This is a genomic window from Pontibacter actiniarum, from assembly GCF_003585765.1.
GTDB lineage: Bacteria > Bacteroidota > Bacteroidia > Cytophagales > Hymenobacteraceae > Pontibacter > Pontibacter actiniarum.
The window spans coordinates 4,384,124-4,399,028 of the sequence record NZ_CP021235.1 but is presented as its reverse complement, the minus strand read 5'-3'; the positions used below and the strand labels follow the sequence as shown (position 1 = coordinate 4,399,028).

Annotated in this window: 12 protein-coding genes; 8 read left to right on the top strand and 4 right to left on the bottom strand. The window is 55.5% G+C overall.

Features of this window, described 5'->3' with window-relative positions; translation table 11 throughout:
* Positions 1-83 precede the first annotated feature (83 nt).
* Positions 84-461 (bottom strand): hypothetical protein, encoded by a 378-nt coding sequence (locus CA264_RS19000; protein WP_025608978.1) that lies wholly within the window; start codon positions 459-461, stop codon positions 84-86.
* A gap of 300 nt (positions 462-761) precedes the next feature.
* On the opposite strand from CA264_RS19000, the gene CA264_RS18995 reads away from it, so the two are divergent.
* From CA264_RS18995 to CA264_RS18985, 3 genes are all read left to right on the top strand, one after another.
* Positions 762-968: a YgaP family membrane protein gene (locus CA264_RS18995; RefSeq protein WP_025608977.1), complete on the top strand. Its 207-nt coding sequence runs from the start codon at positions 762-764 to the stop codon at positions 966-968.
* The gene (locus CA264_RS18990; protein WP_084196289.1) at positions 958-1,365 is read left to right on the top strand and encodes a thiol-disulfide oxidoreductase DCC family protein; all 408 of its coding nucleotides are present in this window, start codon (positions 958-960) and stop codon (positions 1,363-1,365) included. Before CA264_RS18995 ends, CA264_RS18990 begins: the two co-directional genes overlap by 11 nt.
* An 85-nt stretch (positions 1,366-1,450) precedes the next feature.
* Entirely contained in the window at positions 1,451-1,996 is a 546-nt protein-coding gene (locus tag CA264_RS18985; protein ID WP_025608975.1) for a dihydrofolate reductase family protein, read from the top strand.
* Between the two features lie 127 nt (positions 1,997-2,123).
* Here the strand turns inward: CA264_RS18985 and CA264_RS18980 are convergent, their stop codons facing one another.
* Positions 2,124-3,389, bottom strand: coding sequence for a DEAD/DEAH box helicase (locus CA264_RS18980; RefSeq protein ID WP_025608974.1), 1,266 nt, complete (start codon positions 3,387-3,389; stop codon positions 2,124-2,126).
* Between the two features lie 315 nt (positions 3,390-3,704).
* Here CA264_RS18980 and CA264_RS18975 point away from each other — a divergent pair, with 315 nt between their 5' ends.
* Genes CA264_RS18975 through CA264_RS18960 form a run of 4 tightly spaced genes read left to right on the top strand, consistent with a single transcriptional unit; the run spans position 3,705 to position 8,915 of the window.
* Positions 3,705-4,391, top strand: a complete 687-nt coding sequence (locus tag CA264_RS18975; protein ID WP_025608973.1) for a TetR/AcrR family transcriptional regulator — start codon at positions 3,705-3,707, stop codon at positions 4,389-4,391.
* 10 nt (positions 4,392-4,401) lie between these two features.
* On the top strand, positions 4,402-6,135 hold the full coding sequence (locus CA264_RS18970) for a peptidase domain-containing ABC transporter (RefSeq protein WP_025608972.1): 1,734 nt from the start codon (positions 4,402-4,404) through the stop codon (positions 6,133-6,135).
* Positions 6,136-6,138: 3 nt separating this feature from the next.
* A complete protein-coding gene (locus CA264_RS18965) occupies positions 6,139-7,494 on the top strand; it encodes an HlyD family secretion protein (protein ID WP_025608971.1) in 1,356 nt (451 codons plus the stop codon).
* Positions 7,491-8,915, top strand: a complete 1,425-nt coding sequence (locus tag CA264_RS18960; protein ID WP_025608970.1) for a TolC family protein — start codon at positions 7,491-7,493, stop codon at positions 8,913-8,915. The genes CA264_RS18965 and CA264_RS18960 overlap by 4 nt, the downstream gene beginning before the upstream one ends.
* A gap of 87 nt (positions 8,916-9,002) precedes the next feature.
* On the opposite strand, the gene CA264_RS18955 is transcribed toward CA264_RS18960, so the two are convergent.
* On the bottom strand, positions 9,003-9,824 hold the full coding sequence (locus CA264_RS18955) for a sulfite exporter TauE/SafE family protein (RefSeq protein ID WP_025608969.1): 822 nt from the start codon (positions 9,822-9,824) through the stop codon (positions 9,003-9,005).
* A gap of 202 nt (positions 9,825-10,026) precedes the next feature.
* Between CA264_RS18955 and CA264_RS18950 the strand changes: the two genes are divergently transcribed.
* Positions 10,027-11,250, top strand: a complete 1,224-nt coding sequence (locus CA264_RS18950) for an alpha/beta fold hydrolase (RefSeq protein ID WP_036777694.1) — start codon at positions 10,027-10,029, stop codon at positions 11,248-11,250.
* A gap of 840 nt (positions 11,251-12,090) precedes the next feature.
* Here CA264_RS18950 and CA264_RS18945 read toward each other — a convergent pair.
* Complete coding sequence (locus tag CA264_RS18945; protein WP_025608967.1) at positions 12,091-14,676, bottom strand: lamin tail domain-containing protein; 2,586 nt, start codon at positions 14,674-14,676, stop codon at positions 12,091-12,093.
* Positions 14,677-14,905 lie beyond the last annotated feature (229 nt).

The window sequence follows — 14,905 nt, the reverse complement described above, 5'->3', positions numbered from 1 at the left end:
CCTCCTTTGGGCACAAAAAGTATGGCATAAAAAAAAGCCCCACAAGGTGAGGCTTTTTTCGGCTTACTATATGACGTTCACAGTTATTCTTGATCCGATGATGCGGCAGCACCGCCTTTTTCGTTCATTCTAACCACACCGGCTTGTCCTTCGGCGTTGGTCATTTTCACTTCGTATACTACTTCACCGTTGGCATCGCCTTCTTGCGGAGATACTTTGTAAATCTCTCCTACCGTCCAGTCTTTGTACACATCGCTTTTCAGCGCGTTCTGTACACCTTCCGGCAGCTGGTCTTGCGTTACCTGCTCACGGTTGCCCGCTTCCGCAGTTTGCTGTGCCTGGCCTTGTGTTTGCGTTTGTTCCTGCTGCGCCTGACCCTGAGTTTGTGTCTGTGCGTTAGCATCAAGTGAAGTAAATCCTAGTATGGCAATTGCTGCTGCAAAAAATGTCGCTTTTTTCATATGTATTCGTGTTTTATTCTGTTTGTTTAGCCAGTGTAGTAACAGAACCGTGCCAAAGTCATTATTACTACGTAAACAGCTATCCTACAACAATTTAAGAACTATATAAAGCAAAAATATACTGTGGAACATATATAACAGTCTGCTTCTTAAATCCACAAACTGTAGAACTTCTCTACAGGCCAGCCAGCGGCAGCGTTACTGCTTGCCCCCTGCCGCTTCAGCTAGCTGCCACGTTTGTTTAACCTATCCCCTGCTCCAAAGTATACATACATATCATTGGCTAAAAACGAAGGAAACATGGAGTGTAACGTAGGAATGACAGAGCAGAAGCTGCGTGTGCTGGCGGGGCTGGCGCTGGTTGGCGTGGGAGCTTTTTATAACTCAAAACCTGTGGCTGCCTTGGGTATCATCCCCATCCTGACTGGCATGCTGCGCTGGTGCCCGCTTAATGCCGTAGTGGGCTACAACGGGTGCCACGACAAAGGGAAGGCCTATGGTCGCTAAGCAAGGCAGTTCCCCAGCCGGGGTGGCCGCTCCGCCCCGGCCGGTGCTGGTGTACGACGGAGACTGCAGCTTTTGTAAATACTGGGTGCACCGCTGGCAGCACCGCACGCAGGGCAGGGTGCAGTATGTGCCCTTTCAGGAGGTGCCAGACAGATTTTACGGTATCAGCCATACGCAATTCCGCCAGTCTGTGTACCTGATTACGCGCTACGGGCAGCGCCTGCACGGAGCCGAGGCGGTGGCTGTGCTCTTGCAGCTGAGCGGCTACGGCACCTGGAGCGGACTATACTACCGCCTGCCCTTCGTCAGTACGGTGGCAGAGGCAGGGTATCGCCTGGTGGCCAACCACCGCGACTTCTTCTTTAAGCTGACCCAACTGTTTTTCCGGACTACCTGAGGCAGCCGGAGCCAATTACCAGCGCGCGGCCTCACAGCGGTAAAACTATGTACACACACTATCCGGCTTTCAAGCACCTGTTTCTATGCAAGCAACACGAAAACTTGTCCTGTACATTGCCGCCAGCCTTGACGGCTTTATTGCCCGCAAAAACGGTGACACAAGCTGGCTCCACGACGAGCGGTACGCTATCGAAGGCGAAGACTTTGGCTACCGCGCCTTTCTCCAAGGCATCGACACAACACTAATGGGGCACAGCACCTACCAGGCTGTACTTGGTTTCGAGATACCCTTCCCCTATCCTGATAAAACGAACTATGTCTTCAGTCGCTCGCAGCACCCGGAAACGGAGCATGTGCAGTTTGTGCAGCAGGGGGTGCCGGAATTCGTACAGCGGCTAAAGCAACAGCCGGGGCAGGATATCTGGCTGATCGGGGGCGGCCAGGTTAACACGCTGCTTCTTAATGCGGGCTTGATAGATGAAGTTGTACTTACGTACATCCCCATAGTACTTGGTAGCGGTATCCCTCTCTTTGCTGCCGGTGCACGGGAAAAGCAGCTGCAGGCACAGGAGAGCAGGAGCTTCAGGAACGGCTTTGTGCAGGTAAGCTACAGTTTAACTCCCGCGTAAACTGCCTCCTGTTGCTGCCAGAGGCTCCGCCCTACCGGCTTGCCCGCCCGGGGGCAAGCCCTATTAAAAAAGGCCTGTACAAACCACTTGTCTGCACAGGCCTTTGCCTTCGTAAAAGTATAAACCGCTACTTCTTTTTCTTTGCCTTGGCTTTCGCTTTTTTAGATTTGGCGGCCTTCACCTTCTCATCTGTCTGCTCCGCCTCTTTTATCAGCGCTTTCCAGTCATACTTGGCCTCGGCACTGAAATCGATCGTGGCTTCGTAATCCTCCTTGTCCACTTCCAGCACCTTAATGTCCTTGGTCAGGTACTTCTGAATCTCGTCCAGGATTGGCTTTTCCTCAGGGGCGCAGAAACTCACGGCGATGCCCTTTTCGGTGCCACGGCCGGTACGGCCCACCCGGTGCACGTAGTTCTCCGGCTGCTCCGGCAGGTCGTAGTTCACCACGTACTCCACGTTCGGGATATCGATGCCGCGAGCGCTCACGTCGGTGGCAACCAGCAGCTTCACTTCGCCCTTCTTAAACTTGCGCATTACATCCAGGCGGTCTTTCTGCTCTTTGCCGCCATGTATGCTTATGGCCTGAATGCCCACACGCTCCATGGCCGCCACCACACGCTCAGCGCGCACTTTGGTACGCACAAAGGCCAGTATCTTCTTGTCCGAGTTCTCCTGCACCACGCGCTCCAGAAAGAAGCGCTTGTCGTCCATGTCCACGTACATCACGGAGTGGTCTATGCTTTTCGCCACCGGGTCTTTCGGGGAGATCTGGATGCGGACCGGCTTGTTCACCAGCGAGTAGGCCAGCTCCTTTATCTTTTCGTTGATGGTGGCCGAGAAGAACAGCGTCTGGCGCTGGCGCGGCAGTTTTGTGATCAGCTGCCGGATGTCGTGGATAAAGCCCAGGTCCAGCATGTGGTCGGCCTCGTCCAGCACCAGCACTTCCACGCGGTGCAGGTGTATATGCCCCTGGCTCACCAGGTCGAACAGGCGGCCCGGCGTGGCCACCAGCACGTCAATACCGTCTTCCAGCTTCGCGATCTGCGGCCCCTGCTCCACCCCGCCGTACACGCAAAAGGTTGTAACGCGGGTGCCGCGGCCGATTTCGTTAAACACCTCGGTTATCTGCAGCGCCAGTTCGCGGGTCGGCACCATCACCACGCACTTAATGCCGTCGCCGCGCTTGCGGTTTTTGCTAAACTGCAGCCTGTCGAGCACCGGAATAGCAAAGGCGGCTGTTTTACCTGTACCCGTCTGGGCAATGGCCAGCACATCCTCGCCCTTCATGATCGGTGGGATAGCTTTGAACTGGATATCGGTCGGCTTTTTAAAGCCCAGCTTGCTCAGGCTTTTCTTTATCTCGTCGGAGATACGGTAATCTTCAAATCTCATGGTGATGGTATTTATACTTGGCTCTACCTATGTCTACGGCTGAGCCAGGCTGCAAAGGTACGCTTAATTGTTAAATTGCTGTAGGCTTAATTGTTGCGGAAGGCCTTCGCCCGCCCGCCATGTCCGCAGCCCTCTCCTCTCCCTTGCCCCACGCCGTGCCGCACCGGCCTGCTTTTCAAAAAAAATGATAGCTTCAGAAACATTTTTGATAGTAAAACTATTATCACTAAAAGCAAGTGTATCTTTGCTGCGGAAAAACAGGCTACCGGTAAGCTCCGGGCAGCACATCAACAGAAAAGAACACAGACAACCACTATGTTAGCAACAGGCATCACACTATCGCTCAACCACAAGTCGTACCTACGCGAGCCGGAGGGCACCGAGCTGGGGCGCAAAATCATCTCCGAAAGCATCAAGCTGATAGATGAGCTGGGCTTTGAGCAGTTCACGTTTAAGAAGCTGGCGGCTGAGATCGGCTCCACGGAGGCGTCTGTCTACCGCTATTTCGAGAACAAGCACAAGCTGCTCGTGTACCTGGTGTCGTGGTATTGGGCATGGGTGGATTACCGGGTGTCCTACGAAATAAACAACCTGCAGGACCCGCGCGAGCGCCTGCGCCGGGTGATCGACGTTATCAGCAACACCGGCCAGAACGACCCCGCCACGGCGCACATTGATGAGGAGGCCCTGCACCGCATCGTTATTGCAGAGGCCTCCAAGGTATACCTTACCAAGGATGTGGATGCAGACAACAAGGAGGGCTACTTTCTGGAGTACAAGCGCCTGTGCAGGCACATCGCCGATATTGTGGCAGAGCTGAACCCGAACTACCCGTACCCGCACGCCATCGTAAGCACGATGCTGGAGGCAGCGCACCAGCAGGTGTTCTTTGCCGAGCACCTCCCTTCCCTCACCGACATGCACGGGCACCAGCAGCCGGAGGCCGCCACCTGTGCGTTTCTGAAGCACCTGATTTTTTCCGCCATCGACCATAGCCAGTAACGAAGCACGTATGAATACTTCCTCTAAAAAGAAATACACGCCCATGCAGCGTTTCCTGCAGCTCCTGACGCTGGAGCGCCGCGAGATCCTGTACATGTACGTATACGCCCTCACCGCCGGCCTCATCAGCCTTTCGCTGCCGCTGGGCATCCAGAGCATCATCGGCTTCGTGTCGAGTGGCGAGATACCGGTTTCGGTGGTGGTGCTGATCGCGCTGATCGTGCTGGCCCTGCTGCTGATGGGCGGCCTGCAGGTTATGCAGCTGTGGCTCGTCGAGTTTATACAGCAGCGCCTGTTTGCCCGCACCGCCTTCGACTTTGCCTACCGCGTGCCGCGCCTGCAGCAGGAGGAGCTCCGGGCCTACTACCCGCCGGAGCTCATGAACCGCTTCCTGGATGTGCCGCTGCTGCAAAAGGGGCTTGCCAAAATACTCATTGACTTCTCCACGGCGGTTATCCAGATCATCTTCGGCCTTATTTTACTCTCGCTTTACCACCCGTACTTCATCTTCTTTGGCGTCATCCTTATAATTGCCCTGGGGCTCATACTTTGGTGGACAGGCGACAAGGGCGTAAAAACGAGCCTGGAGGAGTCGAAGTACAAGTATAAACTGGTGGCTTGGCTGGAGGAAATGGCGCGCTCGCTGAGCACCTTTCAGCTGGTGGGCCATACCAACCTGCCCATGCAGCGCACCGACGGCTACGTAAGCAGCTACCTGAAAGTGCGCAAGGAGCACTTCCGCGTGCTGATGACGCAATACTTCAGCTTTGTGGCCTTTAAGACCTTTATCACCGGCGGCCTGCTGGTGCTGGGCTGCGTGCTGGTGGTGCAGCAGGAGATCAACATCGGGCAGTTTGTGGCCTCTGAGATCATTATCATCCTCCTGATGACGGCGGTAGAGAAAATCATCGTGAAGCTGGACACCGTCTACGATGTGCTGACCTCGCTGGACAAGATCGGCACCGTGACGGACCTGCCCATAGAGGAGGCGCAAGGCATAGACCTGCGCGAGGGGGTAAAGCAGGGGCTTGAGGTGCAGGTGAAGAGCCTGGCCTACAAGTACACCGACGCTAAGAAGCTGGCCCTGGACCACGTCTCTTTCCACATACGCCCCGGCGAGCGCATCTGCCTGGCCGGCTACAACAGCTCGGGCAAATCGACCCTGATTAACCTGCTGCTGGGGCTGTTCCCCTCCTACGAGGGCAGCATCGCCTACAACGGCCTTTCGCTGCGCGACCTCAACAAGGCGAGCCTGCGCAGCCTTATCGGAGACAACATATCCAAGGAGCAGGTGTTTGACGGCACGTTTCTGGACAACCTGACGCTGGGCCAGGAGCTGCCGATGCAGGACGTGGTCTGGGCGCTGGAGGTGACCGGCCTCACCCAGTTCGTGCATGCCCTGCCGGAGGGTCTGCACACGTACCTTACCGGCGGCAGCATGCGCCTGCCCGCCAGCGTTGCCCGCAAAATCATACTTGCCCGCAGCCTGGTGCAGCGGCCCCGGCTGCTCATTATCGACGATTTCTGGGCAGGCATGGAAAAACCTGAGAAAATGCGCCTGCTGGGCCTGCTGTTTGCCCCCGAGTTTAACTGGACCGTGCTGATCGTGAGCAACGACCCGGATGTGATGCAGCTGTGCCACCGGACCCTGCTGCTGCAGGAAGGGCAGCTGGTGGCAAGCGGCCCTTTTGCCGAAATGCGCCAGCGCCACGAGTTACAAGACCTGATTACCATACCTGTTTAAGACATGGCGAAAGACCAAGAAATATACCTGAACCAGAAGGCACAGATGGAAGCCCTCAAGCACGTGCAGTCGCCACGGCTGGGGCGCGTGCTTACCTACTGGATAGGCGGCATTCTGCTGATCACTGTCCTGTGCCTTTTCCTGCCCTGGACGCAGAACATCCGCACACAGGGCACACTAACCGCCTTTACCCCGCAAGACCGCCCGCAAACCGTGGAGGCCACCATTGCCGGCCGCATAGAGCAGTGGCACATTGTGGAGGGCGCCTTTGTGCAAGCCGGTGACACCATCGCCACCATATCCGAAATAAAGGAGAAGTACCTGGACCCCAACCTGCTCGACCGGTTAGGCGAGCAGGTGCAGGCAAAGGAGGGGGCTGCCAATGCCACCGAGGAGAAGGCACAGGCAATGGCCCAGCAGATACAGGCCCTGCGCGAGGGGCTGCGCTACAGCCTGCAGAAGGGCCGCAACAAAATAACGCAGACCCGCCTCAAGCTCCAGAGCGACAGCATGGACCTGGTAGCGCAGCGCATGGAGCTACAGATTGCGGAGGATCAGTTTGCCCGCCAGCAGAAGCTGTATGAGCAGGGCCTGAAGTCACTCACGGAGCTGGAGCAGCGCCGCCTGAAGCTGCAGGAGGCACAGGCAAAGTTGCTCTCGCTGGAGAACAAGCTGGGAGCCACCCGTGCCGAGCTTGTAAACGCCCGCACGGAGCTAAACTCACTGCAGGCCGAGTATGCAGATAAAATTGCCAAGGCTGATGCTGAGCTGAACGCCACCCGCTCCTACCTCTACGGCACGCAGGCCGAGATATCGAAGCTGCAGAACGAGTACACCAGCACTCAGGTGCGCAACCGCTACTACAACATCCAGGCTCCGCAGGACGGTTATGTGGTGAAAACGCTGAAGGCGGGGATCGGGGAAACCATTAAAGAGGGGGAGGCCGTGGCCACCATTATGCCCGAAAACCCACAGCTGGCAGCAGAGCTTTACGTTAAGCCCCTCGACCTGCCCTTGCTGAAGGTCGGCGATAAGATGCGCCTGCAGTTCGAGGGCTGGCCGGCGCTGGTGTTTTCCGGCTGGCCCGATGTGGGCTTCGGAACGTTTGGCGGAAGGGTAGCCGTAATTGACTACACCGGCACAAACAGCAAGTACAGGATACTCGTGGTGCCGGACCCTGCGTCGGAACACTGGCCGGACGCCTTACGCGTAGGCTCCGGCGTGTACGGCTGGGCCATGCTGAACACGGTGCCTGTGTGGTATGAGATATGGCGCCAGCTCAATGGCTTTCCTCCCGACTTCACCGGCAGCGGCACAACTACGGGCAGTGTAGACGGCAAAACAGACAAAAACAAATGACACCTACGTATAAATACCTACTCTGGCTCGCTTGCTGGGTTGTACCACTGCTGGCTACGCAGGCGCAGGACACAACGCAAACCCTGACGCTGCAGGAGTATCAGCAAGTTATACTTGCCAACCACCCGGTGGCCTCGCAGGCGGCCCTCCTGACGGAGCAGGCCCGGCAGGAGCTGCGCATGGCCCGCGGCGTGCTGGACCCCGTGCTTAGCAGCAAGCTCTACCGCAAAGAGTACGGCGGCAAAGAGTACTACAACCTCTGGAACAACACCCTGCGCGTGCCCCTGTGGTTCGGGCCGGTGCTGCAGGCGGGCTTTGACAAGAACACCGGCCAGTACCTGAACCCGGAGCACACCATGCCTTCCGACGGGCTGAGCTATGCCGGTATCTCCGTGCCGCTGGGGCAGGGGCTTTTTATAGACGAGCGCCGCGCCACTATTCAGCAGGCAAAGCTGATGCAGGGCATAGCCGAGGCAGAACGCGTGAAAACCATTAACAAGCTCCTGCTGCAGGCCACCAAAGACTATTGGGAATGGCTGCTGCAGCACCGGACAGCGCAGCTTTACCAGGAGGCGCTGGAGTTGGCAGCCTTCAGGCTACAGGCGGTGCGGATACGGGCCCAGGAGGGCGACCTGGCGGCCATAGATACCGTGGAAGCCCTGATGGCTTTGCAAGACCGGGAAGTGATGCTGCAGCAGACACAGCTGGCGCTGCAAAATGCGAGGCTGCAGGTGGCTGTGCACCTGTGGGCAGAGGACCAGGTGCCGCTGGAACTGCAGGAAGGCACTGCTCCGGCACTGGCTGGCACAGAAGCCGCAGCGGTAAACCCGGAGGAGCTGCAGGCACTGTTGGCGGCAGCCCGGCGCAACCACCCCGAACTACGGAAACTGGGCCTGAAGGGGGAGCAACTGGAGGTAGAGCGGCGCTATGCCGCCAACAAGCTACTGCCTAAGCTAAACGCTGAGTACAACGTGCTGCAGCGCGATTTCTACCTTCAGCCGGACGTTGTGGAGCAGGACTACCTGCAGGGCAACTACAAGCTGGGGCTTAGCTTCAGCATCCCGCTCTTCCTCCGGGAGGAGCGCGGCAAACTGCAGCTTACCAAGATTAAGCAGCAGGCCAACAGCCTGGAGTTGGTGCAGCAAAGCCGGGAGATTGAGAATGCCGTTCAGGCAGCCTACAACGAGCTGCAGGCCCTGGAAGAACAGTTGCAACTACAGGAGCGCATGGTGGCCAACGCCCTCACACTGCGCGACGGAGAGTTGATCCGCTTCCAGAACGGCGAAAGCTCTCTGTTCCTGATCAACTCGCGGGAGGTAAAACTGCTGGAGGCACAGGCCAAGCTCTACGCAATGCGCACCAAGTACGCCAAGGCCAAAACTACTCTTTACTGGGCCGCCGGAGAGATACCGGTAGAGTAACTATAGAAGGAGCTGGATTTGAAGTTTGGCTGCCTTTCCGCTGCCGGCCGCCTCGGCACAGAAGCGAAGGCCACAGCTTGGCGGTGCTTAGCCCTTTTTCCCGAACCACCGCTGCACGGAGGTGGCGAGCTGGGTAAACTCGCTGCCGCCCGTGCCGTAGGTGTCGTAGGCAAACTTCAGAATAATGCCGCTCACCACCACCAGGAACAGGACACGCACAAAGCCAACGCCACGCTTCAGTGCCGTGCGGGTACCCAACTGCGAGCCAATAACGCTGCAAACAGCCATCGGGATCGCCACCTCATACATAATATAACCTTTGTAGCCAAAGTACAGCAGGGCCGACAGGTTTGTCGCCACGTTTACCACCTTGGCCGCGGCAGAGGCTGCCAGGAAGTTGAAGCCGAACAGGCCTATAAAAACGAATATGAGGAAGCTGCCGGTGCCAGGGCCAAAAAAGCCGTCGTAGAAACCGATAGAGGCCCCTACCAGCAACCCGTACAGGCGCTCTTTCTGCTCCGTTAGTTTTGGCGCATGCAGCGACCCAAAGTCCTTTTTGATGAACGTATAGACGGCCACCAAGATCAGCAGCAGCAGGATCAGCGGCTTCAGCAGGCTGGCGTCCAGGTGGCTCAGTGCCCTGGCTCCCAGAAAGGAGAAAGCAAAAGCCGCCCCGGCCGCCGGCAGTATAGCCAGGTAATTGATCCTGACCGTACGCACATACTTCACCATCGCTGCTGTGGTGCCTGCTATACCGGCAAACTTACCCGTGCCGAAAATGGCCGGCAGCGGTGCCCCCGGCAGAAACACGAGCAGCGCGGGCAGCTGTATCAGGCCGCCGCCTCCCACCACAGAATCGATAAAACCCGCCATAAAGGCGAAAAAGCACAGGTACAGAATGTTTTCCACTCCCAAAAGTATAAAGCTGGTTTGCGCCTAACCCACTGGCATGCCTAAGCTTGCCCCAGGAGAAAAGCGGCGCAAGATACGGCTCCGCCACAATAGCCTAAGCAGCCTCCACAAAAATTAATTTTGTGACTTTGCCCGGCAGGATGGCACTTCTGGGCAGGTGCAGCTGTTGCGTTCCTGCACATCAACAAGAGTAAACCCTGTGTTAAAGAAACTCCTAACGTATACTTTACTGCTCGGCACGCTGCTGGGCAATACATCCTGCGACAAAGAGGCCACAGCCGCCGCCCCGGTAGCCGCCGAGACACCCGTTGAAGAAGACCTGGCTGGCCAGGACCTGTATGTGTCTTCGGAGCTTCTGCTAAGCGTGCCGAAGGATATGCTGCAGCAGATGGCTGCCTCGCAAGGCTACGGCACCTACGGGAACGAGGTGCAGTATGGCGTGTCGGTTTACAGGCTGATATACCACACCACGTACCAGGGCCGCGAGATAAATGCTTCGGGCCTGGTTTGCGTGCCTCAGAACATGGCGGCACCGGCTCCGGTTATCAGTGCGCAGCACGGCACGATCTTCACCCACCAGGATGCTCCCTCTAACTTCCAGGGGCTTTCCGGCTTTGAGCTGTTTGCCTCTGCGGGCTATGTCATGCTGATCCCGGATTACATTGGGTTCGGTGCGTCTAAAGAAATCCTCCACCCTTACTACGACCAGCAGCATTCTGCCCTGGCGGTAGTGGATATGATCAAGGCGGCCAAAACGCTCTACAAGCAGCACAACATTCCCGTTAGCGACAAGCTCTTTCTGGTGGGCTACTCTGAGGGAGGGTATGTAACGCTGGCGGCACAAAAAGAAATAGAGACAAACCCGGCACATGGCCTCCGGGTAACGGCATCGGCGGCAGGAGCCGGCGGCTATGACCTGGTAGCGATGCTGAGCGGCATTAAAACCGGGCAAGCCTACTCCTACCCGGCTTACCTGGCGTACGTACTGCAGTCTTACAACACAACCAACGGGTGGAACCGCCCTTTGGCAGAGTTCTTTCAGGAGCCTTATGCCACCAAACTCCCCGGCCTGTTTAACGGCAGCAAGAGCGGCAGCGCCATCAATCGGGAGCTAACCTCAGACCCGAACAGGCTGTTTAGCCCCTCGTTTTTCGCTGCCCTGCAGGACGGCCAGAAAGAGCTGGTGCTCAAGCAGGCCCTGCAGGCCAACAGCTTTTACGAATGGGTGCCCCAAAGCCCTACCCGCCTGTACCACGGCACGACAGATAAGATCGTTCCCTTCGATAACTCCCGGAAAACCTATGAGCGCTTCATCAGGGACGGAGCAAAGCAGCTAGAGTTCATACCTATTGAGGGCAAAGGCCACGGCTCAGCCTTTGAGCCGATGCTACAGTCGCTGGTTCCCTGGCTTCAGCAGTTTTAGCATTATTAACCTAAGCCCCGCAGTTCGCTGCGGGGCTTTTTTGTTGCCGTATTTCAACCACACCTTCTTAAACGTTTCCTCAAGAGGAGGGTCAGTAGTAGCCATTCCCAGGGTATAACGCTGTGGAACTGGTTGCATAGGTGAACCCACGCCTAGAAGTTTCATGGCTAGTGGTATCGCACGGACAGGTCGCGGCCTGCCCCTACAAGCCTGCTGTACAGCTACCTGAAGTGATCCCAGCCCTTGGGGTGAGCGCCTTGTAGCTTTCCGGTGCCGCGGGAGCGGGATTGCAAAGCGACAGCGAGCAAAGAAAAGCTCCCAGTGCGATACCCTTGGGCCCCTACCCCTAGGACGAGCCCTCGCGGGCACGAGCGCTCCAAAGCAAGAGGTGAAACATTAGGTGTGTAGGAGCTGGAGATGAACGGAAGCTAGAAAGAATGGCTTGGTTGAAGATGCAGAAAGTAGGGGCTATGGAATTAGAAGCAGGGGTAGTCTAAGGCACAAGCGGACGCTTGCGCCAGAGAAGCTGTTTTAAGTATCGGCTGTAAGTATGGCTTTGCAAGCCAGTCGAGTTGCAAACTCGACATTATAGTAGGACACAAGTCTGAAGACTTGCGCCAGGTAGGTGCTTGAAAGCTGGAGGATGAACAGTAATTAGAAAGTATAGCTTAACTGAAGATGTGGTAAGCAGCGGCAATGGAAGTATAAACCACAAGTAGCAGAGAAAATTAGAAAACTTGCACCAGGCAAGTGTGGATAAAGTAGCTTATCCACAAAGTTGCTAACATTTTTAGCTGTTCATCTAAATAATTTAGCACTTCATATATTCAGCCTCTGCCCTCAAAGCTTCCCGCCCAGTACAACTTTCTCTTTGTAGGTATGCTTCTCTCCGTTTAAGCCGAATAACTCAATGTAAAGCAAATAGTAGCCGATATTTGCTTTAGTACCGTCTTCGCGCAGGCCATTCCACTGGAAGAAGCCGTTGTTGGCTAATAACTCATTACGTACTAGCTTTTTAATCTCCCTGCCTTGCGCATCAAAGATGGTGATGTTGGCGACTAAGCCTGTTTTGTCAGTGCTATAATTAATGGTGGTATAATCTTCAAAGCCGTCGCCGTTAGGCGAAAAGACGACAGGCGATATGTCAAATACCTGCTGCGCCACTACTCCCTCCTGCGACTGTGAGTTTTTATACCCGGGCGTGGCAAAAACCGTAGTTGCTGCCGAGTGGAAGTTACTGGCTATACTTGGCCCCTCCAGCCGCAGCCGCTCCAGCGATACACCGTTCACATCATCTATCAACTCAAAATGCATGTTTTCTGAATAGCTGAACCTGTCTGCCACACTGCCATCCGGCTGTAGCACCACAACTGTGCCGGCATCGTCCGGATAGCTGGGCAGGCTGCTCATTCGGAGAAATGTTTCCTGCCGGGCAGCCGGATAATTTGTTTTGATGTTTTCAGGACTGGAGGTGAGTACCACGTATTGCCCCGGTGCTAACACATAATTACTTGTTGTGAGCGTTTTCTTGTTGCTGATAGTATCGCCGGAGGTGTTGGCTAGTTGCCAGTTTTGCAGGTTCAGGTATTTACTGCTGCGGTTTACCAGCTCCACAAAATCTGCCCCTCCAGTGCGAGGGTTAAATAGAACCTCGTTGATCACGACATCGCCAGGTTCGGGAGCAGAGGGCAAAGCAAAAGTATAGCTTAAAGGTTCTGGCACCAGATTGCCGGAGCAGTCAATTATACCGGTCGCAGTTAAAGTATAAAGCTGGCTCTCCTGCAGCGGGGAAGCTAGTGTAAGTATAACTTCGGAAAACAGCGGCCCCGGCACCTGCACACTGGCTATACTTATACTTGGGCTGAGGCTGAAGTTCGCTATACTTGCTGCCTGTACACTATCCAGCCGTTCGTTAAAGCGCAGCAATAGCCTATCTGGTGCCACAGCGGTTACATCTGTAAGTGTAGGCGGCGTGTTATCAGGATTGGAAGCAGCAACAGAGTTGGGTTGGGCAGGTGTGCCGCCGCGTGGGTCTACGGAAGCAGACCAGTTGTCTGCGCCAGCGCATGGGTTTTGCACATCTACCATCTCCAGGCTCCATCCGCCTTCTCGTTTACTGTTGTCTTTGTACCAGGTGTCAGCGTAGTTAACGGCATATATTAACCTGCCATTAGGCTGCCGCAGTTGCAGGAGCTCGCCACTGTTATTCAGACTCGGAAAGTTGCTGATGCCAATCACCTTGCCGTACTGGCTGAAGTTCTGCACTTGGCTATTCGGCACCACTACAGCATATTTTCCAGGCAACAGCTGCACAGCAGGCAGTGTGGTAGTAGAAGTAGCATCAGAATAGCGTATCCCCTGCAGGTTAAGCACCTTTTCTTCGGTAGCATTGTACAACTCAATGTATTCCTGCGCAGGCAAGCCAACAGCAGGCGTTTCGTCGGCCATGATTTCCGTTATCAACAGCTCGTTATATCCTGGCAACACAGCAGGAGGCACAAAACTAAAGCTCTGTTCAATGGGGCTGCGAAGGCTATTGCCATATACATCCTGCAGGTTAGTTATACTTAGGGTGTTGTTGCCGCTCCTGAAGTTCTGGGCAAATACCAGGCGCACGCGGTCTGGTGCTGTAAGCTCTGCGATAACAGGTTTTATACCTCCATTTAAAGTATAATTAGCTATGTTCTGCGCCTGCTCCGGTTGCAGCGGCTCGTTAAAAAGCAACGTCAACTCCTGTGGGTTTACCGTCTGAAACTCGTTCAGTACAGGAGCCTGCGTGTCTACAATCAGGAAATCATCAAAGTAGAACTTTTGGCTATTAGCGGAGCTGTATTTAGCCAGTACACCAACGTATGAGGAGCGCTTGTAGGTGGCATCGGTAGCGGTGCCTTGGCTGGTAAACTTTTGCCCAGCGCCTGTAATATCTATACTTAGCTCCCACTCATAATTTGTACTTCGCGTTACCCGCACCCGCACGACATTATTACTCGTGGCCACGGTCTTATCCTGCCCATCAATAATCTTCACAGCCGTTTTGCCCGCGTCTTTCCGGAAGAGACTTACTTCGTCGGCAGTGCCGCCTATGCGCACAAAGTAGCCGTTGGCGGCGGTACTGTTCAGGTTTTCTGTGTCTGACATGAGGTAGATATCGGCATAGTTGCTGGACGAGGTTGCTAGCCGCAGGTTAGTCCAGAACTCCCAGGCGGTGCCTACTGCTGCCTGAGAAGGCGTTACCAGCTGAAGAATTGTACCCGTTACGGCTGGCCCGTTGCTCTGCAATTGGTTCTGTGCATTGACGGTGAAACTGCCGGTATCACCCGTCCAGATGGGGTTTTGGGTGAAGTTGCCGTCGGTGAAGCTCTCCTGTAGCTGGGCACTGGCAAGGAACGGAAGTAGCAGTAGGATAGCGAGTAAAGTTTGTTTCATGTGTACTGTTGTGGTGAAAACTTTTGTAAGTTTGCGGCCGCGTGAGGGATAGAGCCGACACCCCGCAGCGCAGCGAGGAGTACAGGCGAAAGCCCGGCCTGCTCGCGCTAGCGAAAGGACACGCCCAAAACAAAGCATCGCCAGGCACACGCAAGGCCTTCACGAACAGCGATGTTTAGCAGAACGCCTCGTTAATTTAGAACTTTTACGGGAGCAGGATTGGTTTGGG